The sequence below is a fragment of the Ruegeria sp. AF3 genome, from assembly GCF_056536285.1.
The window spans coordinates 361,434-382,731 of record NZ_JBQFJM010000001.1 but is presented as its reverse complement, the minus strand read 5'-3'; the positions used below and the strand labels follow the sequence as shown (position 1 = coordinate 382,731).

The window sequence follows — 21,298 nt, the reverse complement described above, 5'->3', positions numbered from 1 at the left end:
CTTAAAAGCTCGCCTGCACGGCGTTTAGCGCCTGCTGATCCACGACCGGGCGGGCGCGGGTCTGAGCGTCCCGTACGTATGCGTCAAAAATATTCTGCGACAGCGCCTGATCCATCTGCGTTGCCAGTGCGTCGCGCAACCGGCGCAGTTCGTCGGAATCCTCGGGGGGCAGAACCTCGTCCAGACGCACCAGCAAGGCTGCACCATTTCCTCCAATGACGCGCAACTCACCGAGTTCCATCTGGAACACTTCATTCATGAAACTGGCGGGGACGTCATCAAGAAACGCGGTACGCGTCAGTGCGTTTTCAACGCGGAAGGGCAGGCCAGTCGCAGCGAAGTCACCATCAGTGGCCAGTTGGCTCAGTGCGGCGTTTGCTTTGTCCAGCAAGGCTTTGTTGGTCTCTGCCTGTACCCAGGCAGCGGCGACACGGTCGCGTGCGCTTTCCAGCGGTTCAGGGCGGCGTGGCAGAACGTCGTTCAGGCGCAAGGCAAAGATCGATCCGTCTTCGAGAAATGCGATTTCAGGGAAATCTCCCTCTTGCACGGCTTCGGCGGCCGCGCGGAACCCGTCATAGGCCGCTATGTCCTCGGCGCTGTCGCGGGTCCAGTCAATCTGACCCAGCTCCATTTCAGTTTCATTTGCCAATTCTTCCAGAGTCGCTCCACCAGCCAGCATGTCGTTGACATCTTCGGACTGCGCCTCGATCAGGCGGCGGGCGCGTTCTGTCGCCAGTTCTTCGCGCAGGGCCGGTTCGGCCTCCTCAAAGGGAACGCTGTTTGCAGCCAGGGATCCGTTGATACGGAACAGGGCGGGGCCAAATACCGATGGCAGAGGGCCGACAACGGCGTCAAGTTCTGCCGCGAACACGGCGTCGGCGGCTTCGCCCAGATCCTCACGCGTGAGGTCGCCCAGGTCGATATCCGAAAGCTCCAGATCACGGTCCCGAACCAGTTGTTCAAAAGTCGTGCCCCCGACCTCAAGCTGCGCCTTGGCGTCGTTGGCCGCTTGTTCATCCGGGAAATTCAGGCGCTCGACCAGACGGCGTTCTGGCTGATTATACTCTGCCGACCGCTCTTCAAAAAGTTTTCGCAGAGCCTCTTCGTCAACCTCAACCGTGTCCACCAACATGGCCGGAGACAGGATCGCATACGTCAGCTGTTTCGTGCGGGGCAGGGTGAACTGTTCAGCGTTTTCGTCATAGTAGGTCTGAATCTGCGCGTCAGTCGGTTCGGCCACGGGGGTTTCCAAAGCCTCGGCCCCTGCCGTCGCAACGGTAAAGCTGCGACGGGCACCAATATAGTTGGCCATTGTGTCTGTCACGGTGGCAGGCATTTCCACACCCCCCATGATCGCACCTTGAACGATCGTACGGGCGGATTCTTTGCGCAGGTCCGACTCGAACTCGGAATCCGTCATGCCGACCTGTTCAAGCTGAAAGCGGTATGCCTCGCGGTCGAAATTGCCGTCTACGCCCTGAAAGGCCGGGACAGACACGATCTCATTTTGCAGGTTTTCATCCCCTATGGAAATCCCAAGCTGGCTCACCTCGTTGTCCAACGCCGCCAAGGCCGTCAGGCGGGCAAGCGCATTTCGATCCAGCCCCAGATCGCGCGCCTGCGACATTTGCAGGGGCTGACCCGATTGCGCCTCAACCGCGCGGATCTCGCGCTGCAACTCGCGGACAAAGTCATCGATCGAGATGCTTTCATCACCAACTTGCGCCACGGTACGGACTGTGCCGCTCAGGTTGACGGCGCCGAACCCCGCGAGCCCCAGCATCAACATGCCCATCAGAATCCAGACAAAGGTTTTCGAAAGACTTTTAGCGCCTGCGGCCATGGTGCCCTCTTGTTATTACGGCAGCGTTCTGCCCTGTCGGTTGCCGCCTTGAATACGACGCACACCGCCGGGGGGCAAGCTTAGAAGGACAGGCCCTGCAACCGTTCGAACAATTGGCCCAAACCTGTGCGGTCGAGGTTGGCGAAGGCAATGCGCACTTGCCGTTTCCCGTTCGGGTGGTGATCGGGCATGAACATGGTACCGGGCAATAACAGAACACCGGCTTCACGCACCAAACGCCTGGCAAGTTCGTCGGACGGAATGTCAAACGGGTGCTCCAGATAGGCGAAATACGCCCCAAGTCCCAAAAGGCGCCAACCTTCGGCTTCCAGCGCGGGCATACCCTCAAGGATGGCAGCGCGACGGTCGAGTATTTCGTCGCGTTCGCCTGCCAGCCATTGCGACAAGTTTTGCATACCCCAAAGCGCGGCGAACTGTCCGATCTGACCGGGGCAAATGGCAACGGTGTCAAGAAACTTTTCGACCTCAGCCAAAAGTGCAGGGCCCGTTGCAATGGCACCGACCCTGTGACCCGTCAGCCTGTATGCCTTGGAGAAGGAATACAGGTGGATCAGCGTCTGATCCCAGTCTGGTTGCTGGAACAGGTCATGTGGCGGCCCGCTGCGACTGTCGAAGTCACGATAGGTTTCGTCGACGATCAGGTAAATCCCGGTTTCGCGCGCCAGCTCAAAGAAGGCGCGGACAAGGTCTGCCGGGTATTCAACGCCGCCGGGATTGTTGGGCGTGACCAGAGCAATTGCGCTTGTTTTGTCCGTTATCAGCGCCCGCGCGCGCTCCGGACCGGGCAGCAAATCGTCGCCGGTCTTCAGGTCCACCGCCTGAACACCCGACATATCCAGCCACATTTTATGATTGAAATACCATGGGGTTGGTAGAATAACCTCATCCCCTTCACCGGTGATGGCCGATATCACTGCTGAAAACGCCTGATTGCATCCTGAGGTGATAGCAACCTGAGGTGCCTCGACCTTTGCCCCATAATGCGCGCTGATCTGCGCAGCCAGTTCCGTGCGAAGATCTTCATTTCCCAGCACAGGGCCGTATAGATGCGCATGGTCTTCGCGCACGGTAAATTCGGCCATAGCCTCGCGCAATGCCAGTGGCGGCGGGTCAACCGGCGCCGCCTGGCTTACGTTGATCAACGGGCGTTCGGGTGGGAACGAAACGCCCTCGACCCATCGGCGCGCTTCCATCACTGGCGGCGCGAATGTTGCGGCGGTACGGCTGAGCGTCATGTGCTGCCTACTGATCTGATTTCAATCGGTGCCCCGATAGGGCTCGACATATTGAAGGGCCATATCCCACGGGAAAAAGATCCACGTGTCCTGACTGACTTCGGTGATGAACGTATCCACCATTGGGCGTCCCTTGGGTTTGGCATAAACTGTCGCAAAATGCGCTTTAGGATACATCTCCCGAACCAGCTCCAGAGTTTTTCCGCTGTCTACCAGATCGTCGATGATCAGAATTCCGGTTCCGTCACCCATTAACTTGGCATCGGGTGCTTTCAGAACTTCCGCCTCACCCTGAGCTTGATGATGGTAGGATTTGACGCTGACCGTATCGACAGTACGAATATCCAGTTCCCGGCTGACGATCATCGCAGGGGCCATGCCGCCACGGGTGATCGCCACAACAGCACGCCAGCTGCCATCATCGGGGCCTTGCCCGTCCAGACGCCACGCCAATGCGCGCGAGTCGCGGTGGATCTGGTCCCAGCTGATGTGAAATCCTTTTTCGTGCGGCAGGCGGTCCTTAGCGCTCATGTTCTTAACCTTTTTCCACGTCAGGGGCGTCAACGGCCTTCATTCCGACAATATGGTAACCCGAATCCACGTGCAGATTCTCTCCGGTGACGCCGCTGCTGAGGTCCGACAGCAGGTACAGGGCCGACTTGCCGACATCGTCAATGGTCACGTTGCGGCGCAGCGGAGAGTTGTACTCGTTCCATTTCATGATGTAGCGAAAATCGCCAATGCCGCTGGCAGCCAGGGTTTTGATCGGGCCGGCCGAGATCGCGTTCACGCGAATACCGTCCTTGCCCAGGTCCTCGGCCAGGTATTTGACCGACGCTTCCAGAGCGGCCTTGGCAACACCCATCACGTTATAGTGGGGCATCACCTGCTCGGCTCCGTAATAGGTCAGTGTTATGGCACTGCCGCCTTCGGACATCATCTTTTCCGCGCGCTGCATAACCGCGGTGAACGAATAGACGGAGACATCCATTGTCAGCGTGAAGTTGGCCCGGCTGGTATCCACATAACGTCCACGCAATTCGTTCTTGTCAGAAAACCCGATGGCGTGAACGATAAAGTCCAGCTTGCCCCATTTCTCTTCCAGCGCCGAGAAAAGCCCATCAATTGAAGCCTCATCGCTCACGTCGCAGGGCAGAACGATTTCGCTGCCTAATTGCGCAGCCAGCGGGTCCACACGTTTTTTTAAAGCGTCACCCTGATAAGAAAAGGCAAGTTCAGCTCCGGCTTCGGACAAGGCGCGGGCGATTCCCCATGCGATTGATTTGTCATTGGCCAGTCCCATGATGAGGCCACGTTTGCCGGCCATCAACTGATTTGACATGTTTGGTTCTCCGCCTGTCTTCGCGTTAGATTGGCATGGTTTATGCCATTGGTAGCGCTGCATCAAGGCCGTGCGCTCTTGCTCGCAGCGGGTTCTCGCCTTAGGCTCGTCATTAATACTTTCCAGGGGATGGAAATGACCGAGCGTGATGGCATCTTTGCTGGCTCCGATCCGTTTAAAATTGCGGCCCGGTGGTTAGCTGAGGCTGAAGAAACTGAATTGAATGATCCGAATGCGATTGCGCTTGCAACCGTAGACCCGGATGGTTTGCCAAACGCGCGCATGGTTCTGCTGAAGGAAATCGAAGCGGATTCATTTGTATTCTATACAAACTACGAAAGCGTCAAAGCGAACGAGCTGGATACGTCGGAAAAAGCTGCATTTGTCATGCATTGGAAATCTTTGCGGCGTCAACTTCGCGTTCGTGGTACAATATGTCGTGAAAACGGGCCCCAGGCTGATGCGTATTATGCATCAAGGTCATTGAAAAGCCGTTTGGGTGCCTGGGCTTCAAAGCAGTCACAACCGCTTTCAAGTCGGACAGCTTTGATGGCAGAGGTCGCGAAAGTGACCGCTAAACTTGGGCCGAATCCACCTCGTCCTCCATTCTGGGGCGGGTACCGATTAACGCCGACAGAGATTGAGTTCTGGGCTGATGGAGCATTTCGCTTGCATGACCGGTTCAGATGGAAACGAATTGAGCCGGGATCGGCATGGCATGTTGAAAGGTTGAATCCATGACGTTCACGTGTCGTGAAATGCAACAGGCAGAAAGTAAACGATTTTTTCAGCTTGAATTTGCCCGCCAATCCCATAAACAACAGACCCTTAACGAACTGCTAAAATTCGCGATGGGAAAACCGTGCCAGAAGACCTGAACAACATGTATCGCGTCCGTGGACACGTGAAATGGTTCGATCCCGCCAAGGGATACGGCTTTGTTGTGTCTGACGAAGGCGGCCCGGATATTCTGTTGCATGTGAACGTATTGCGCAATTTCGGCCAAAGTTCCGTCGCGGACGGAGCGGGTATCGAGATCATGACACACCGCACGGACAGAGGTGTTCAGGCGGTTGAGGTTGTTGCAATTGACCCGCCAGCGCGCGCCGAGTCGATGATGCTGGCCGATTTCGCCGAGTTGGATCCGGACGCTATCGCAGAAGCCCCTCTGGAGGCCGCGAGGGTGAAGTGGTTCGACAAAGGCAAGGGCTTCGGGTTCGCAAATGTTTTTGGGCGCGGTGAAGACGTGTTCTTGCATATAGAAGTGCTGCGGCGCTCGGGGCTTGCTGACCTTCAGCCCGGAGAGGCGCTTGCGATGCGCGTAATTGATGGCAAGCGCGGCCGAATGGCGGCGCAGGTTCTCGCCTGGGAAGCCGCGCTGGACGGCTGACGGTTCCTTGACTCGTTTTCTGGCATTTTGGACCCTTCTGATCACGCTGTGGACAGGGGGGGCGTTTGCTGCGTGCAGCGCCGACCATGTCACACTCCGAAACGACAGCGCGACAATCCGATTTGACGTGGAAGTGGCGGTTACGCCACAGGAGCGGTCAAGGGGTTTGATGTTTCGCGAGTCGTTGCCGAATCGTTCGGGTATGTTGTTCGTGTTTGATCCACCGCAACCCGTCGCGTTCTGGATGAAGAACACACTGATTCCGCTCGACATGATATTTCTGGACCGTACGGGCACGGTGACACATGTACATGAGAGAGCGATTCCCGGCGATCTGACACCGATTGAAGGTGGTGATGCCGTTTTTGCGGTGCTGGAAATCAATGCGGGATTGTCCGCGCGCTACTCTATCGGCGTCGGCACTCAGATGCAGCACGAAATTTTTTCGCAAGGCCCTGCGATTTGGCCCTGTTAGGGCTTTTCAAATCAGATTGGCATCGTTAGGAAGGCGCACGGTCCGGGGCGTGGCGCAGTCTGGTAGCGCACCTGTTTTGGGTACAGGGGGTCGTAGGTTCGAATCCTGCCGCCCCGACCACTTCCTTCACATTCTCATGTGGGCGTTCCGCCCATCGCCCGATACAACGAGCTGATGGCCTGATCCAGCGTGTCACTTTCCAATGGTACTTCAACGGTCGAACCGCTTTTCTGCCGTACTTTGAAGTACGATCGCGCGTCGACGCGATAGCCGGAACCTGTTTTTGACGCTGTCAGGCGCATGACACTTTGGGGCAGGTCCTGCGGAAATCCGTCATAGTTCAGAATCAAATAGGCCGCCGCTTTTGGGGGCAGATACTCGCTACATTCAAAAGCCTGTGCGCCGATTTTTTTAAAGACCTTGCCGGGACCAGAACAACTGGTTTCGAATGCCTCAAATAACCTTTTGGGATGGGTTTCGAACAGCGCGCTACGTGACGGGGTCGGCGTTTCTTGTGGCGTGCAAGCCACGATGCAGGCCAATGCGGGGATAAAGCGAAGCAACTTCATTCGTTTGGCCTTTCTCAATCCGGAGTGAACCTTTGGTCGTTCAGCGTGGGTTCGACAGACCCGGCGAAGATGATTCCTTTTCAGCCTAACCAGCGCGGCGTTGGTTGATCAAATACAGATAACTATGCTGGTAAAAACGGTAATTCGATTTGAGACTTCGAGTTGTGACCGAAAATTTACCGAAGGCGAGCCTGTGGAGGAATCGGACCTTGAGTTTCACACTCCTCGTGTCTGGGTCTGGTCAACAAAAAAGATTTCAAATTTGGCTGAAAAAGGGCGTTGACCTTCTATGGCAATATACGTCAAATTGTATGAGCCGAAGAGATTGCCACAATATCTGGTGTTCAAGCCGGGACGGCAACAGGCGAGGGTCGGATAAGCACAGTCTATTAACGTGCAGCCGTTGTAACGGCTTTTTCGCTGTCCAAAACAGCGACCAGTACCTTTGCGCGCTTCTGTCGGCGTTGCGGGTGGTGCTCCGCAACTCAAAATGTAGTGCCGTGAACCGAAAATTAGGCGGAATTTAACTAGGGCTGCGGACATGAAGATTGAAAGAAAATTCACCAAACCAGATCAGGATGCCTATTCGGAACTGGATTTTGTGTCTGCGACATCTGAAATCCGAAACCCCGATGGAACCATTGTGTTCCGCCTGGAAGGGATCGAAGTTCCGTCAACCTGGTCGCAGGTGGCAAGCGACGTGATTGCCCAGAAGTACTTTCGCAAAGCTGGTGTTCCGTCCAAACTGACCAAAGTTAAGGAAAAAGACGTTCCTGAATTCCTGTGGCGGTCGGTTCCCGCTGAAGATGCTGAATTCGAGGGCGAAATTTCCTCCAAACAGGTCTTTGACCGGCTGGCCGGTGCGTGGGCATACTGGGGGTGGAAAGGTGGCTACTTTTCGACCGAAGAGGATGCGCGCGCCTATTTCGACGAGATGCGGTACATGCTGGCGACTCAGCGCGCCGCCCCAAACAGCCCGCAATGGTTCAATACTGGCCTGCACTGGGCCTATGGAATCGACGGTCCGGCGCAAGGGCACCACTATGTCGACTACAAGACCGGCAAACTGACCAAATCCAAATCCGCCTACGAACATCCGCAGCCACATGCCTGCTTCATCCAGTCCGTCGATGATGATCTGGTGAACGAAGGCGGCATCATGGATCTGTGGGTGCGCGAAGCACGGTTGTTCAAATACGGCTCGGGCACCGGAACCAATTTCAGCCATCTGCGTGCGGAAGGCGAGGCATTGTCGGGTGGTGGCAAATCCTCGGGCCTGATGGGCTTTCTCAAGATCGGCGACCGCGCCGCCGGCGCAATCAAATCAGGCGGGACAACCCGTCGGGCAGCGAAGATGGTCATTGTCGATGCGGATCACCCCGATATCGAACAATTCATCGAATGGAAGGTAATCGAAGAGCAGAAAGTGGCCTCGATCGTCGCCGGATCGAAGATGCACGAAAAGATGCTGAACGGTATTTTCGAGGCCATTCGCTCATGGGACGGTGCGGCCGATGATGCCTATGACCCCAACAAGAACGAAGCGCTGAGAAAGGCGATCCGCGAGGCGAAAAAGGTCGCAATCCCCGAGACTTACATCAAGCGTGTGCTGGATTATGCCAAGCAGGGTCACGACAGCATTGAATTCCCGACCTATGACACGGATTGGGATTCGGAAGCCTATAGCTCGGTCTCGGGGCAGAATTCGAATAACTCGATCCGCGTGACCAACGGGTTTCTGACCGCGGTGGAAAAAGACGCGGACTGGCAGCTGATCAACCGCACCGATGGCAAAGTCGCCAAGACCGTCAAGGCACGGGATCTGTGGGAAAAGGTTGGCCACGCCGCCTGGGCCTGTGCGGATCCTGGCATCCAGTTCCACGACACGGTCAACGAATGGCACACATGCCCCGAAGATGGTGAAATTCGCGGTTCGAATCCGTGTTCAGAATACATGTTTCTGGATGACACGGCCTGTAACCTGGCCTCGATGAACCTGCTGACCTTCCTCAAGGACGGTGAGTTCCAGGCCGCCGATTACATGCACGCCTCGCGCCTATGGACGCTGACGCTGGAAATCTCGGTGACCATGGCGCAATTCCCGTCAAAGGAAATCGCGCAGCTGTCGTACGACTTCCGCACGCTGGGCCTTGGTTATGCCAACATTGGCGGCCTGTTGATGAACATGGGCTACAGCTATGACTCGGACGAGGGGCGGGCGATCTGCGGTGCGCTGACCGCGATCATGACCGGTGTGGCATATGCCACTTCAGCTGAAATTGCCGGTGAGCTTGGCCCGTTCAAGGGATACAAGCGCAATGCCGAGCATATGCTGCGCGTCATCCGCAACCACCGCCGCGCGGCGCAGGGTGTGACTGAGGGGTACGAGAAACTGGCCGTCAAGCCGGTACCTCTGGACCATGGCAACTGCCCCGACAAGCGTTTGGTCGATCTGGCCATGTCCGCTTGGGATGAGGCGCTGAGCCTTGGCGAGCAGAACGGTTACCGCAATGCACAGGCCACGGTAATTGCCCCCACAGGCACCATCGGTCTGGTGATGGATTGCGATACAACGGGGATCGAGCCCGATTTTGCGCTGGTCAAGTTCAAGAAACTGGCAGGCGGCGGTTACTTCAAGATCATCAACCGCTCGGTACCATCTGCGCTGGAAAAGCTGGGCTATTCCTCGTCGCAGATCGAAGAGATCGTATCCTACGCGGTCGGTCACGGCACAATCGGCAATGCGCCGGGGATCAACCACACCTCACTGACTGGCCACGGCTTTGGTGCCAATGAACTGGCCAAGGTGGACGCCGCGCTGGAAAGCGCCTTTGACATCCGGTTCGTCTTCAACCAATGGACATTGGGCGAAGATTTCTGCACCGGCGTTCTGGGCATCCCGGCGACCAAGCTGAATGACCCGACCTTTGATCTGTTGCGTCATCTGGGGTTCACTCGCGCGGATATCGACGCGGCCAACGACCATGTCTGCGGAACCATGACTCTGGAAGGTGCACCGCATCTGAAGGAAGAACACTACGCGATCTTCGACTGCGCCAACCCGTGCGGCAAGAAAGGCAAGCGTTTCCTTGGGGTTGGCAGCCACATCACCATGATGGCGGCGGCACAAAGCTTTATCTCGGGTGCGATCAGCAAAACGATCAACATGCCGAATGATGCGACAATCGAGGATTGCCAGAAGGCCTATGAGCTTAGCTGGTCACTGGGTGTGAAGGCCAACGCGCTGTACCGCGACGGCTCGAAACTGTCTCAGCCCCTTGCGGCTGCGCTGGTCGAGGATGATGACGAGGCGGCCGAGGTGTTGGAAAGCGGCTCTGCACAGGAAAAAGCCGTCGTTCTGGCCGAAAAGGTGATCGAGAAGGTTGTGGTCAAGGAAATAATCCGCAGTCATCGCGAGAAACTGCCGCATCGCCGAAAGGGGTATACACAGAAGGCCATCGTTGGCGGCCACAAGGTTTACCTGCGCACGGGTGAGTTCGAAGACGGTCAACTGGGTGAGATTTTCATCGACATGCACAAGGAAGGCGCTGGCTTCCGGGCGATGATGAACAATTTTGCCATCGCCGTGTCAGTCGGTCTGCAATATGGCGTGCCGCTGGAGGAGTTTGTCGACGCCTTCACCTTTACCAAGTTCGAACCGGCAGGGATGGTGCAGGGCAACGACTCGATCAAGAACGCGACGTCGATCCTGGATTACATCTTCCGCGAACTGGCCGTGTCTTATCTGGACCGTACCGATCTGGCCCATGTGAAACCCGAGGGTGCTACCTTTGATGATCTGGGACGCGGTGAAGAGGAAGGCGTTTCCAACGTCTCGGAAATCAGTGAAACTGCGGCGTCCAAGTCGTTGGAAGTGTTAAAACAAATCAGTTCAACCGGGTATCTGCGCAAGCGTCTGCCGCAGGATTTGATGATGTTCAACGGCAGTTATGGCGACGTGGCCGGAATGTCGGAAACAGCAACTGTGTTCGAAGCGCCTGCCACCGAAACGGCAGTGGCAACCGGAATGGACGCCCGCACCAAAGCCAAGATGCAGGGCTATGAGGGCGACCCCTGTGGCGAATGCGGAAACTACACGCTGGTGCGTAACGGCACTTGCATGAAGTGCAACACCTGCGGCGCGACAAGCGGGTGTAGCTGACTTTAACGCCCCGGCACCCCGGGGCGTAGGGGTCGGACGCTGCCCTAAGTAACCGACCCCGACGAATACGGAGAACAGGTCTGTCACCGACTGACCATTCTCCACTCGGCCGACATGCCCGTGTTGGCCGGGAACAGGGTGGGGCGGAATATTTGCTCCTTCCCACTCTTTCACGGGGCGGGTGCGCTCGCCCCATGCGCAGTCCAGGCCGCAGGCAAAAAAACACCGGGCGGTCAACGAAATGAGCCTGGAAGGCGAAACTGACAGGGGGCTTCGGCCCCCTTTCTTTTTACCCGCCGAGTCGTCCCGGATAAGCGCCACATTGCCGGATTGAGGTGGTCCTGTCGGGCAAGAGCCGCCGATACAGGTTTTGCCGCCTTCTTCAGGCGGAGGGCCGCAAACCCGACTCGGGCAAACACGCGAAGATTGGCGTGAAATCACGAAGTTCTACCAAAGCGCGTGACGCGCCGGGGTGTCCATGTGCTTCTGGGCGCTGTCCGGACGTAAACACAAACACACCTTTCAGGAGGCACTGAAATGAAATCGCATTATTTGATCGGGCTTTCCGTGGCCGTTCTGGGCTTGCCCGGCGTTGCTTCGGCCCAATCCTCAGCCGATACCAACGGTGATGGTCTTTTGACCATCGAGGAAATTCAGGCAGTCGTACCGGAAATCAACGCTGACACTTTCTCGGCCATGGATGCCAATGGTGACGGAGCGTTGGATGCAGACGAGGTCGCGATCGCGCAGGAGGCAGGATTGCTGCCGCCCAGCGACGGGTAGGCATCGAATGAACAGGCGGCCCGATCCATTTCGGGCCGCCTTTTCCATCACCTTAGGCGGGAAGATGGATTTTGAATTTTTTCCGAATCTCGGCGTCCAGAACCGGGTCGAACCTTGCAGGGGAAGGGGTGGAAAGGATTTCCTCTTTCCGGGCTACGGCTTTTTCCACCAGATCGGGCTTGCCAAGCTCCACCCACTCTTTCGGCGAGGAGCGATCTCCGAATGTTGGATAGACGTAATCTGACTGCATCCGGCTCAGCGTTGCGTCAGTTCCCAGATAGTGGCCTGGGCCGCCCATGCATACCGCCGCCATTTGATCCAGTGCCAGCGTGTCATCCGTCACCTCGATCCCGCGTACACAGCGTTGCGCCTGTCCGATCAGATCATCGCTGAGGATTAGGCTTTCCAGGCAGAACCCCAGCAACGAGGCATGCATCCCGGCCGCCTCATACACCATGTTCAGACCGGATAGACCTGCCATGACGTTCGAACACATCTGTTCCCAGCCGGCCTGCATATCGGGCAGTTTCGAATCCGATGCGCCAGCCGCAGCTCCGCCCGGCAAGTCATAGAACCGGTGCATCTGGGCGCATCCGGCAGTCAGAAGGGCCTGTTCCCCTGAACCAATCGACATGGCACCGGTCCGCAGGTCCAGACCAAAGGGCCAGGTGCCGAAAATCGCCGGGGCACCGGGACTTACGGCATTAACATAAACCAATCCCGCCAGGCATTCCGCAGTTGCTTGCGTGATCGCACCGGCGATGGTCGACGGCGCTGTGGCACCGGCCATACCGGCAGATAGCAACAAGACAGGCATACCGGCCTTGATGCATGCTTCCATCACTTCGCAGCTTTCGGTTGCGAATTTCATTGGAGGAACAACAAAGCAGTTCGAGTTCGAAACGAAGGGGCGCTCGCGAAATTTGTTTTCACCGCCCGCAATCATATAGATCATCTCCATCGCCGGTGCGACGTGGCTTGGTTCGGTGAAGGATGTCCCGACATGTTTGAAGGACCCAGAACAACAGGCGTAAATTGTGTTGAGGTCCATTTCGAGGTTGTCCGCGATGTCACGACAGACCATTGGCCGCTGCACAAAGTGAATGTTATCAAGCTGTTGGCAGATTCGCGCGGCATCGTGCAGATCTTGCACGGTGGAATGGCGATATTCCCGACCGTGGACGTCGACCATGGACACGGCGGCCCCGGCCGTACCGTAGTGCACTTTGGTGCCCGACAATTCCAGATCGGTGTTTCCATCCCGGCTGTACAAAGTGACTGAGCGGTTCGCCTTAGCAATCGTGTCCTCGACAAGGGCACGTGGGAAACGGATACGGCCATCGTCACCCAAGGTGCAGCCCGCACCGACCAGATAGTCAATGCCACTTTGCGGGGCATCCGCCAGGCCAATGGTTTCAAGCGCGGTAAGTGCTGCTTCGTGGATGCGTTCGATCTGCGCCTGTGTCAGTACATTCAGGACGCCACCTTCCATTCCGGGGCGGACAGGTCGCAGGTGCTCAGGCAGTGCGGTTGCACGGGCAGCACGGCGCGCGGCGCGGCCGCCACTGCGCGAAGAATTGCGGGGTTGGTCGTTCATTTCAAGAATCCGGTCGTTGAGTGATGTCTTAAGGTGTCTGCAAGCACACCTTTACGGCCGTCCTCGTGCGGCACGCCCGCGATCCGCCCCAATAGTGCGGCTGATCAGGCTGATTTTCCAGTCATCGTCTGCCATTTTGCCCCTCAACATCTTGCGCGACAATTCCAAAACGCGGCGACACAATCTGTTCTATTTGCGACCTTTGATGATTATTCATATGGACAATTCTCACGGCTTATGGGGTCAGAGAACCAAACGCCGAGATTTTCGCCCGTTTTGGAAGAAATCTGTTATACTGCATTCACTTACTTCCAAGGTCTGCTGCGCGGAGTTGAATTGTGAGCAGCAGGTCACAGATTGAATTGAAGTCATACCTCTGATCGAAACCAGAGCGGTGTTGCATTGAACCCGACTATGAACCCTATTTCCGTCCTTGTTGTTGCGATATTTATCGCCGGCGCTAACCCTGTTGCGGCGGAGGATTGGACTGGCGGGTATGCCGGTTTCAGTTTTGGATTTGCAGATGCCGATGGTCCGGGTGGTGCGAATGGCGATGATACGGCCTTTGGTGCGCATCTGGGCTATGACCGGGACTTTGGGAATTTCGTTCTGGGCGGTGAGTTGGAGTATAATCGGCTGTCCCTGAACCTCGGACAGTCTCAGGGCAGTCTCGACAGCATGACCAGCTTGAAATTGCGTGGTGGATATGATTTCGGTAACGCTTTGGGGTACGTGGTCGTAGGCGCAGCGCGGGCTGATACATCGGTCGACAGTGACACAGCCGCGGTTTACGGAATCGGATTGGCCTATCCGATTGGCGAGAATTTCGTCATCAGCGGTGAAGCATTGCGGCAGAATTTCGACGATGTCACCCGGTCCAGCGGCAGTCTGGACACCAGTGTTTTCAACCTGCGTACGACGTTTCGGTTTTGAATGCGGCTATTCAGCCGCGTGTCGCTTGGCGAGCTGCGTTGAAAACATGCACAGGGTTCTCAAGGAACTGACAAACTTCTCATCATCCACGGTCATCGCAACCCGAATGTGCCCCGCTGCGGCCTTGCCAAAGCTTTCGCCCGGCATGACCGCAATCGCATGAGTGTCCAAAAGGGCGTTCGCAAACCCTTCACCCGTCAGCCCGGTCGCCCGTACATCCAGCATCAGATACATAGAACCCTGCGCCGGGACGAGCCCCACTGTGTTCTGTGCCGCTAATACGTCCATCGCCAATGAACGGCGGCGACGGAACGGCGCGGCGATCTTGTTTTCAAGTTCGTGTCCTGCGGTCAGTGCAAAGCTGGCCGCATCCTGAATGAACCCCGGTACGCCATAGGTTGTATGAGTAGCCAGATCTATCAGGTGACGGATCATGTATTCCGGACCAACGATCCACCCGCATCGGGACCCGGTCATGGCATGAGATTTGGACATTGATCCAACCACCAAGGTACGGTCGGCCATTCCGGGCAGCGCGCGGGCAGACAGGTGCTCGCCCTCCCAGATCTGGGTGTCATAGACTTCGTCTGATATCAGCCACAGGTCACGGCGTTGGCAAACATCGGCAATGGCTTCAAGTGACTGACGGGAATACACCACTCCGGTCGGGTTGTTCGGTGTGTTGATCAACAGCGAAACCGCGCCTTCCGCCGCTGCATCAATCAAATCTGCGCGCGGTTGAAATGCATCTTCTGCGGTGGTTCGAACAGCGCGGGCAATGGCCCCGGCACCGCGAATCGTTCCGGGGTAGGTGGCATAATACGGGTCCAGATACAGCCCGGTGTCGCCGGGATCGCACACCGCCATATGCGCGGCGAAAAGGGCGGACTGCCCACCGGGCGTGATCAGTACATTGTTACGCGTCGTTGGGATACCTGTGCGGGACTGAACCCGGGCAGCAACCGTATCGCGCAGCAAATCTGTTCCGGGCACCGTAGCATAACCGGTGTGACCGTTGCGGGCCGACAGGTCCATAGCGTGCCGGATCGACGGGTCGGTACGAACGTCATGCTCGCCGATTGTCAATTCTGTCACGGCATGCCCTTCATTCAGCATCCGTCGGGCCCGATTGAACACCTCCCACCCGTCGCTGCCGCCGGTGATCTGCGTGATGCGCTTGGACAATTCCATGACAAGGGCCTCGGTTACTCTGCGCTGAATGGGACAGAGCGGCAGGCGTTTGTCAATCAGCTTCGCGGCGCTATCGAGGCCTGAAGTTTTTTGGTCAATGATGCGCGGACAAGGTCATAGGACACAGTCAAACGATGGCGCATTTCGTCTGCACCGGTGTCAAACGGAAGACGCACCCAGCTGCGGTGGAAATAGGGGGCTTTTACGCCGATCCCAGTGTCTATCAGCATCTGCGCCGTTTCGATATCGGGCGTTTTTACGGAAACACCGTCATTTGCGATCCCGATACAGGCGAACATTTTGCCACCAATTTTCCAGGCGTCATGGCCACCGCCCCAGGGATCGGACAGTTCAGCGCCGGGCAGCGTTTTGCAGATGGAATTGACGAAATCTCGGTCCATGTTCGGCACTGTGCCGAACGGGTATGGCAAACTCAACACTTGGCTTGCGAATGATCCCATGCTAACCGATGTCCCATGAACCCGGTGACCTGCATCATTATTATCTGCTGCATTACCTGCTGATTTATCAAGCGGGCCGGTTTCTTTCGTTTTCATCCCTGAGACAAGTTGCTAAGCCCGCGCCAACGCGCAAGCCTTTGCTGTTTCTTAGGAGCCCGACCGATGACGACGATCAAGCTGCACAACACACGGACGCGGACGAAGGAAGACTTCGTACCGATCGATCCTGAAAACGTGCGGATGTATGTCTGTGGCCCAACGGTCTATGATCGTGCCCATTTGGGTAATGCCCGCCCGGTGGTTGTGTTCGATGTGCTCTACCGCCTGTTGCGTCACGTCTACGGCGCAGATCACGTGACCTATGTGCGCAACTTCACCGACGTGGACGACAAGATCAACGCAACGGCATTGGCGCGCAAACAGGCGGGCGCAGAAGGCACGCTTGAGCAATTGGTGCAGGAGCGGTCGGACGAGACCATCGATTGGTACTTGCACGACATGGGCGCGTTGGGAGCGTTGGAACCCAACCAGATGCCACGCGCGACCCAGTATATCGCCCAGATGATCGCGATGATCGAAGACCTGATTGCCAAGGGTCACGCCTATGCCGCCGAAGGTCATGTTCTGTTCGCGGTCGACAGCTGGAAAGATAGCTATGGCAAACTGTCTGGCCGGTCGGTCGATGACATGATTGCGGGCGCGCGGGTCGAGGTCGCGCCATACAAGAAAAACCCGATGGATTTCGTGTTGTGGAAGCCTTCGACTGATGATCTCCCGGGCTGGGACAGCCCGTGGGGCCGGGGACGTCCGGGCTGGCACATCGAATGCTCGGCCATGAGCTATGAATTGCTGGGCGAGAGCTTTGATATCCATGGTGGTGGCAATGACCTGATGTTCCCGCATCATGAAAACGAGATCGCCCAGAGCAAATGCGCTCACCCGCATGGGGAGTTCGCGCGGGTCTGGATGCACAACGAGATGTTGCAGGTTGAGGGCAAGAAGATGTCCAAATCGCTGGGCAATTTCTTTACCGTGCATGATCTGTTGGAGCAGGGTGTGCCGGGCGAGGTAATCCGCTTCGTCTTTCTGCAGACGCATTATCGCAAGCCAATGGATTGGACCGAGAAGAAGGCGCGTGAGGCCGAGGCGACGCTGCGCAAGTGGCGGGCGCTGACAGCGGGCATCGAGCCCGCAGCCAGCGCGGCACCTGAAGTCATCGCAGCACTAAGTGACGATCTGAATACGGCAGGTGCCATGAGCGAGCTTTATCGTCTGGCTTCAGACGGTGACGCCGCAGGTCTGCTGGCCAGTGCGCAACTGCTGGGTTTGCTTTTACCTGAGATGAGCGACTGGGCAGATACCGCATCTGTCGATTTGACCTCTCATGCGGACCGTTTAGCGAAGGCACGCGAAATCGCGATGCAAAGCAAGGACTTCTCAGAAGTTGATCGCTTGAAGGCAGCATATGTAGCGGCGGGGCTTGAGGTTCGAATGAGCAAGGACAGTGTCGAACTGGTGCCCGGCGCCGGTTTTGATGCTGCCAAGCTGGAGGAGGTCTGATGGCTAAGGAACGCCTCTACCTCTACGACACAACCCTGCGCGATGGGCAGCAAACGCAGGGCGTGCAGTTTTCGACCGCAGAAAAAGTGCAGATCGCGCAGGCGCTGGACACTTTGGGCGTGGATTACATCGAAGGCGGTTGGCCCGGCGCCAACCCGACCGATAGCGCGTTTTTCGAGGTGGCCCCAAAGACCGCGGCCCGGTTGACGGCGTTCGGCATGACCAAACGCGCAGGACGATCAGCCGAGAATGACGATGTGCTGGCAGCCGTGATGAATGCGGGAACGCAGGCTGTTTGTCTGGTCGGCAAGTCGCATGATTATCACGTCACCCACGCGCTTGGTATTTCACTGGAAGAGAACACGGAAAACGTGCGCGCCTCGGTCGCGCATATCGTCGCGCAGGGGCGAGAAGCGCTGTTTGATGCGGAACATTTCTTTGACGGCTACAAGGACAATCCGGAATATGCCGTGGATGTTTGTCGCGCAGCGCTTGAGGCTGGCGCGCGGTGGGTTGTCCTGTGCGACACAAATGGTGGCGCTTTGCCGTCCGAGGTCGGGCGGATTGTATCCGAGGTGATCGCAGCCGGGCTGCCCGGTGATCGGCTGGGCATTCACACCCATAACGATACCGAAAATGCCGTTGCCTGTTCTCTGGCTGCTGTTGAGGCCGGTGCACGGCAGATTCAGGGTACATTGAATGGTTTGGGCGAACGTTGCGGCAATGCGAACCTGACCGCTTTGATCCCGACGCTGTTGTTGAAGGAACCCTATGCGTCGCAGTTTGATATTGGTGTCAGCCGTGAGGCTTTGGCTGGTTTGACCCGGATCAGCCGGATGCTGGATGATGTCCTGAATCGGGTGCCCAGCAAGCAGGCGGCTTATGTCGGGGCGTCGGCTTTTGCACATAAGGCCGGACTGCACGCCAGCGCGATCCTCAAGGACCCATCGACATATGAGCATGTGGACCCCGCAAGCGTCGGGAACGCCCGCATCATTCCGATGTCGAACCAAGCTGGTCAGTCAAACCTGCGCAAGCGTTTGACCGAGGCTGGTTTGCGTGTTGAGGCAGGTGACCCCGCACTTGGCCGCATCCTTGACCAGATAAAGGCCCGCGAGGCGGATGGATATTCCTATGACACCGCTCAGGCCAGTTTTGAACTGCTGGCGCGGGAAGAGCTGGGTCAATTGCCTGAGTTCTTCGAGGTCAAGCGTTACAAAGTCACCGTTGAACGGCGTAAGAACAAATACAACAAGATGGTCAGCCTGTCCGAGGCCGTTGTTGTAGTAAGAGTGGATGGTGAAAAGAAGCTGTCTGTCAGCGAATCCATGGACGAGTCAGGCAGCGACAGGGGGCCGGTGAACGCCTTAGCCAAAGCCTTGGCCAAGGATCTGGGCCAGTATTCACAGGTGTTGTCAGATATGCGTCTGGTCGACTTCAAGGTGCGGATTACGCAAGGCGGCACCGAAGCGGTCACGCGTGTCATCATCGACAGCGAAGACGGGCAGGGGCGGCGCTGGTCCACCGTGGGCGTCAGCGCGAATATAGTCGATGCGTCTTTCGAGGCGCTTCTGGATGCGATTCAATGGAAACTGGTGCGCGATTGTGATCCGAAAAAGGCAGCAGCCGAGTGAGCTTGGTCTTTGACCAAGACGTCAAGGCCTGCGCGGAACTTGTGCAACGGGCTGATCCAGATCGTTTCCGCGCAGCGATGGCTGCACCGGTTGCAGACCGTGCGGTCCTGTTCCCAATTTACGCGCTGAACGTCGAAGTTGCCCGCGCACCCTGGGTGACGCAAGAGCCGATGATCGCCGAGATGAGGCTGCAATGGTGGCGTGACGCGCTACAGGAAATTGCTGAAGGGGCAACCGTACGGCGGCACGAGGTGGTAACACCCTTGTCACGGGTTCTTTCGCCCCATCTGGCAGGCGTTTTGGATGAATATGTGGCCGTAAGGCGTTGGGATATATACCATGACCCGTTCGAAGATCAGGAACACTTTGACGCCTATATCGATCACAGTACGGGTTCATTGTTTGTTGCATCCGCTCAGGCGCTGGGGGCAGCGGATGAACCAGCGTTGCGTGACTTTGGATATGCGGTCGGGGTGGCGAACTGGCTGAGGGCTATTCCTGAACTGGAAAGACGCGGGCGGATACCGTTGCTGGACGGCACCTCTGAAGGGGTGCGTGCCTTGGCCGGGGCCGCATTGAATCGTCTGTACAAAGCCAGATCGCATCGGGCTGATATTTCGGTTGAGGCACGGTCGGCATTATATTCCGGGTGGTTGGCCGAACGGATATTGAAGCAAGCCATAGCCCGACCCGAACGTGTTGCCTCCGGTGCTCTGGTACCGGGAGAAATACAGCAGCGATTGTCCTTGATGTGGGCTGTGGGCAGCGGGCGCTGGTGATCAGGCCCGTTCCGGGTCGGCCGGTCGCAGAACCAGCCACAACAGGGCCCCGCCTGCCAGTGTCAGCAATGGGATCATTGCAAGGTTGACTGCTGTCCACCCTTCGACCGGGGACCCACCCGAGCAGTTCATCAATCCACCCGAAGCCAGCGAGGCCATAGTCACTCCGCCAAACACCAGCAAGTCGTTAAGGCCCTGCATCCGGCCGCGTTCCGGCGGCTCATGCGATGCGGCCAGCATCGTGGTCGCGCCGATAAAGCCAAAGTTCCACCCAACACCCAGAAGAATGAGGGCAACGAAAAAGTTCCCCAATTCAACGCCCTGCAAGGCGACCAGGCCAGCAGTTGCAAGAATCGCCAGACCCAGCGCAACAATCCTTTCGATACCAAACCGGGCGATCAGGTGACCGGTGAAGAAACTGGGCACATACATGGCAAGCACGTGGCTGGTAACGATGTCCGCCGCGTCATTGGCCGAGTAACCACAACCAACCACGGCCAACGGCGTTGACGTCATCACAAGGTTCATCAGCGCGTAAGATACCATGGCACATATGATGGCCACGGCGATGCGAGGTGTTTTCAGTAATTCCAGTCGCGACCGCCCCTTGGGCTCGGAGCCGGTGGGTTTTGCAGGTGTTGGAATATCAAGGAAGAAGAACAGGGCGGACCCCAGAACATTGATCCCAATGACAGCCAGATAGGTGCCCAGAAAAGGGATGACATAGGCTTCGGATGTGAGTTTTACGATTTGCGGGCCAATGATGGCAGCCGCCAGTCCACCAGCCATGACATAGGAAATCGCTTTGGGGCGGTAATCGTCTGATGCGGTGTCTGCTGCTGCAAAGCGATAGAACCCGTGCGCGCTCATGTAGATGCCTGTTAACAGGCTGCCGATAAGGAAGACGGGGAAAGAGCCAAGAAACAGGCCATAGGCCCCGATCAACCCGCCCAACGCACCGGATGTCGCGCCAACAAAGAACCCAACGCGACGCCCCCATTTTTGCATGATGGCCGAAATTGGCGTGGCCGCCAGCATCGATCCCAGAACAATCAGTGAAATGGGCAATGTCGCCAGGCAGGGATTGGTCGCCAGCGACTGACCGGCCAGCCCTCCGACGATGAACATCATTGGCATCTGCGCGCCCAGAATGGCCTGTGCCGCCACTAAGACAGCAACGTTGCGTTTGGCCTGACGGTCATTAGGAAGTGTCGAGATCATGGTCATGGCGGAATGGGTATCGGCTAAGTGTTTGCGGCACAACCCGGTTGCATCTGCGGCACATGCGCCTAACGTGCCAGTAACAACTGAGCAGGGGGACTA

The 21,298-nt window shown here is 57.1% G+C and carries 18 protein-coding genes and 1 tRNA gene; 10 read left to right on the top strand and 9 right to left on the bottom strand.

Annotation, left to right across the window (positions count from 1 at the left end; all coding sequences use genetic code 11):
• Position 1: 1 nt before the first annotated feature.
• The 4 genes from ACR3FC_RS01895 to fabI form a co-directional block, all read right to left on the bottom strand.
• Positions 2-1,843 carry a peptidyl-prolyl cis-trans isomerase gene (locus tag ACR3FC_RS01895; protein WP_480472955.1) on the bottom strand — a complete coding sequence of 614 codons (1,842 nt, stop codon included), beginning with the start codon at positions 1,841-1,843 and terminating at the stop codon, positions 2-4.
• Positions 1,844-1,923: 80 nt separating this feature from the next.
• Positions 1,924-3,099 (bottom strand): aminotransferase, encoded by a 1,176-nt coding sequence (locus ACR3FC_RS01890; protein ID WP_480472953.1) that lies wholly within the window; start codon positions 3,097-3,099, stop codon positions 1,924-1,926.
• A 21-nt stretch (positions 3,100-3,120) separates the two neighbouring features.
• On the bottom strand, positions 3,121-3,630 hold the full coding sequence (gene gpt / locus ACR3FC_RS01885; protein ID WP_209503823.1) for a xanthine phosphoribosyltransferase: 510 nt from the start codon (positions 3,628-3,630) through the stop codon (positions 3,121-3,123).
• A 4-nt stretch (positions 3,631-3,634) separates the two neighbouring features.
• Positions 3,635-4,441 carry an enoyl-ACP reductase FabI gene (fabI, locus tag ACR3FC_RS01880; RefSeq protein WP_267365343.1) on the bottom strand — a complete coding sequence of 269 codons (807 nt, stop codon included), beginning with the start codon at positions 4,439-4,441 and terminating at the stop codon, positions 3,635-3,637.
• A gap of 135 nt (positions 4,442-4,576) precedes the next feature.
• Here fabI and pdxH point away from each other — a divergent pair, with 135 nt between their 5' ends.
• The 4 genes from pdxH (at position 4,577) to ACR3FC_RS01860 (ending at position 6,426) form a co-directional block, all read left to right on the top strand.
• Positions 4,577-5,182 (top strand): pyridoxamine 5'-phosphate oxidase, encoded by a 606-nt coding sequence (pdxH, locus tag ACR3FC_RS01875; RefSeq protein WP_480472951.1) that lies wholly within the window; start codon positions 4,577-4,579, stop codon positions 5,180-5,182.
• Positions 5,183-5,324: 142 nt separating this feature from the next.
• Positions 5,325-5,831, top strand: coding sequence for a cold-shock protein (locus tag ACR3FC_RS01870; RefSeq protein ID WP_245220458.1), 507 nt, complete (start codon positions 5,325-5,327; stop codon positions 5,829-5,831).
• A 46-nt stretch (positions 5,832-5,877) separates the two neighbouring features.
• Positions 5,878-6,306, top strand: a complete 429-nt coding sequence (locus ACR3FC_RS01865) for a DUF192 domain-containing protein (RefSeq protein WP_480476749.1) — start codon at positions 5,878-5,880, stop codon at positions 6,304-6,306.
• Positions 6,307-6,349: 43 nt separating this feature from the next.
• Positions 6,350-6,426 (top strand) — tRNA-Pro (locus tag ACR3FC_RS01860).
• 14 nt (positions 6,427-6,440) lie between these two features.
• Here the strand turns inward: ACR3FC_RS01860 and ACR3FC_RS01855 are convergent.
• A complete protein-coding gene (locus tag ACR3FC_RS01855) occupies positions 6,441-6,875 on the bottom strand; it encodes a hypothetical protein (RefSeq protein WP_480472949.1) in 435 nt (144 codons plus the stop codon).
• A 541-nt stretch (positions 6,876-7,416) separates the two neighbouring features.
• Between ACR3FC_RS01855 and ACR3FC_RS01850 the strand changes: the two genes are divergently transcribed.
• Together ACR3FC_RS01850 and ACR3FC_RS01845 are read left to right on the top strand one after the other, a co-directional pair.
• Complete coding sequence (locus ACR3FC_RS01850) at positions 7,417-11,037, top strand: vitamin B12-dependent ribonucleotide reductase (RefSeq protein WP_480472947.1); 3,621 nt, start codon at positions 7,417-7,419, stop codon at positions 11,035-11,037.
• Between the two features lie 537 nt (positions 11,038-11,574).
• On the top strand, positions 11,575-11,820 hold the full coding sequence (locus ACR3FC_RS01845) for an EF-hand domain-containing protein (protein WP_480472945.1): 246 nt from the start codon (positions 11,575-11,577) through the stop codon (positions 11,818-11,820).
• Between the two features lie 52 nt (positions 11,821-11,872).
• Here the strand turns inward: ACR3FC_RS01845 and ACR3FC_RS01840 are convergent, their stop codons facing one another.
• Complete coding sequence (locus ACR3FC_RS01840; protein WP_480472943.1) at positions 11,873-13,417, bottom strand: trimethylamine methyltransferase family protein; 1,545 nt, start codon at positions 13,415-13,417, stop codon at positions 11,873-11,875.
• A gap of 414 nt (positions 13,418-13,831) precedes the next feature.
• Between ACR3FC_RS01840 and ACR3FC_RS01835 the strand changes: the two genes are divergently transcribed.
• The gene (locus tag ACR3FC_RS01835; protein WP_480472941.1) at positions 13,832-14,350 is read left to right on the top strand and encodes an outer membrane protein; all 519 of its coding nucleotides are present in this window, start codon (positions 13,832-13,834) and stop codon (positions 14,348-14,350) included.
• A gap of 6 nt (positions 14,351-14,356) precedes the next feature.
• On the opposite strand, the gene ACR3FC_RS01830 is transcribed toward ACR3FC_RS01835, so the two are convergent.
• Positions 14,357-15,541 carry a pyridoxal phosphate-dependent aminotransferase gene (locus tag ACR3FC_RS01830; RefSeq protein WP_480472939.1) on the bottom strand — a complete coding sequence of 395 codons (1,185 nt, stop codon included), beginning with the start codon at positions 15,539-15,541 and terminating at the stop codon, positions 14,357-14,359.
• A gap of 56 nt (positions 15,542-15,597) precedes the next feature.
• On the bottom strand, positions 15,598-15,942 hold the full coding sequence (locus tag ACR3FC_RS01825; RefSeq protein WP_480472937.1) for an MmcQ/YjbR family DNA-binding protein: 345 nt from the start codon (positions 15,940-15,942) through the stop codon (positions 15,598-15,600).
• Between the two features lie 222 nt (positions 15,943-16,164).
• Between ACR3FC_RS01825 and cysS the strand changes: the two genes are divergently transcribed.
• The 3 genes from cysS to ACR3FC_RS01810 are packed head-to-tail and all read left to right on the top strand — an operon-like array spanning position 16,165 to position 19,975.
• Positions 16,165-17,562, top strand: coding sequence for a cysteine--tRNA ligase (gene cysS, locus ACR3FC_RS01820; protein ID WP_480472935.1), 1,398 nt, complete (start codon positions 16,165-16,167; stop codon positions 17,560-17,562).
• On the top strand, positions 17,562-19,196 hold the full coding sequence (cimA, locus tag ACR3FC_RS01815; protein ID WP_480472933.1) for a citramalate synthase: 1,635 nt from the start codon (positions 17,562-17,564) through the stop codon (positions 19,194-19,196). Before cysS ends, cimA begins: the two co-directional genes overlap by 1 nt.
• Positions 19,197-19,198: 2 nt before the next feature.
• Positions 19,199-19,975, top strand: a complete 777-nt coding sequence (locus ACR3FC_RS01810; protein WP_480476747.1) for a squalene/phytoene synthase family protein — start codon at positions 19,199-19,201, stop codon at positions 19,973-19,975.
• Here ACR3FC_RS01810 and ACR3FC_RS01805 read toward each other — a convergent pair whose 3' ends face one another.
• Positions 19,976-21,202 (bottom strand): MFS transporter, encoded by a 1,227-nt coding sequence (locus tag ACR3FC_RS01805; RefSeq protein WP_480472931.1) that lies wholly within the window; start codon positions 21,200-21,202, stop codon positions 19,976-19,978.
• Positions 21,203-21,298 lie beyond the last annotated feature (96 nt).

What these genes read in the sequence shown, in the direction of transcription:
- ACR3FC_RS01895 (WP_480472955.1), bottom strand. Translation starts at nt 1,843, where the DNA reads ATGGCCGCAGGCGCTAAAAGTCTTTCGAAAACCTTTGTCTGGATTCTG.
- ACR3FC_RS01890 (WP_480472953.1), bottom strand. Translation starts at nt 3,099, where the DNA reads ATGACGCTCAGCCGTACCGCCGCAACATTCGCGCCGCCAGTGATGGAA.
- gpt (WP_209503823.1), bottom strand. Translation starts at nt 3,630, where the DNA reads ATGAGCGCTAAGGACCGCCTGCCGCACGAAAAAGGATTTCACATCAGC.
- fabI (WP_267365343.1), bottom strand. Translation starts at nt 4,441, where the DNA reads ATGTCAAATCAGTTGATGGCCGGCAAACGTGGCCTCATCATGGGACTG.
- pdxH (WP_480472951.1), top strand. Translation starts at nt 4,577, where the DNA reads ATGACCGAGCGTGATGGCATCTTTGCTGGCTCCGATCCGTTTAAAATT.
- ACR3FC_RS01870 (WP_245220458.1), top strand. Translation starts at nt 5,325, where the DNA reads ATGTATCGCGTCCGTGGACACGTGAAATGGTTCGATCCCGCCAAGGGA.
- ACR3FC_RS01855 (WP_480472949.1), bottom strand. Translation starts at nt 6,875, where the DNA reads ATGAAGTTGCTTCGCTTTATCCCCGCATTGGCCTGCATCGTGGCTTGC.
- ACR3FC_RS01850 (WP_480472947.1), top strand. Translation starts at nt 7,417, where the DNA reads ATGAAGATTGAAAGAAAATTCACCAAACCAGATCAGGATGCCTATTCG.
- ACR3FC_RS01845 (WP_480472945.1), top strand. Translation starts at nt 11,575, where the DNA reads ATGAAATCGCATTATTTGATCGGGCTTTCCGTGGCCGTTCTGGGCTTG.
- ACR3FC_RS01840 (WP_480472943.1), bottom strand. Translation starts at nt 13,417, where the DNA reads ATGAACGACCAACCCCGCAATTCTTCGCGCAGTGGCGGCCGCGCCGCG.
- ACR3FC_RS01835 (WP_480472941.1), top strand. Translation starts at nt 13,832, where the DNA reads ATGAACCCTATTTCCGTCCTTGTTGTTGCGATATTTATCGCCGGCGCT.
- ACR3FC_RS01830 (WP_480472939.1), bottom strand. Translation starts at nt 15,541, where the DNA reads ATGGAATTGTCCAAGCGCATCACGCAGATCACCGGCGGCAGCGACGGG.
- ACR3FC_RS01825 (WP_480472937.1), bottom strand. Translation starts at nt 15,942, where the DNA reads ATGGACCGAGATTTCGTCAATTCCATCTGCAAAACGCTGCCCGGCGCT.
- cysS (WP_480472935.1), top strand. Translation starts at nt 16,165, where the DNA reads ATGACGACGATCAAGCTGCACAACACACGGACGCGGACGAAGGAAGAC.
- cimA (WP_480472933.1), top strand. Translation starts at nt 17,562, where the DNA reads ATGGCTAAGGAACGCCTCTACCTCTACGACACAACCCTGCGCGATGGG.
- ACR3FC_RS01805 (WP_480472931.1), bottom strand. Translation starts at nt 21,202, where the DNA reads ATGACCATGATCTCGACACTTCCTAATGACCGTCAGGCCAAACGCAAC.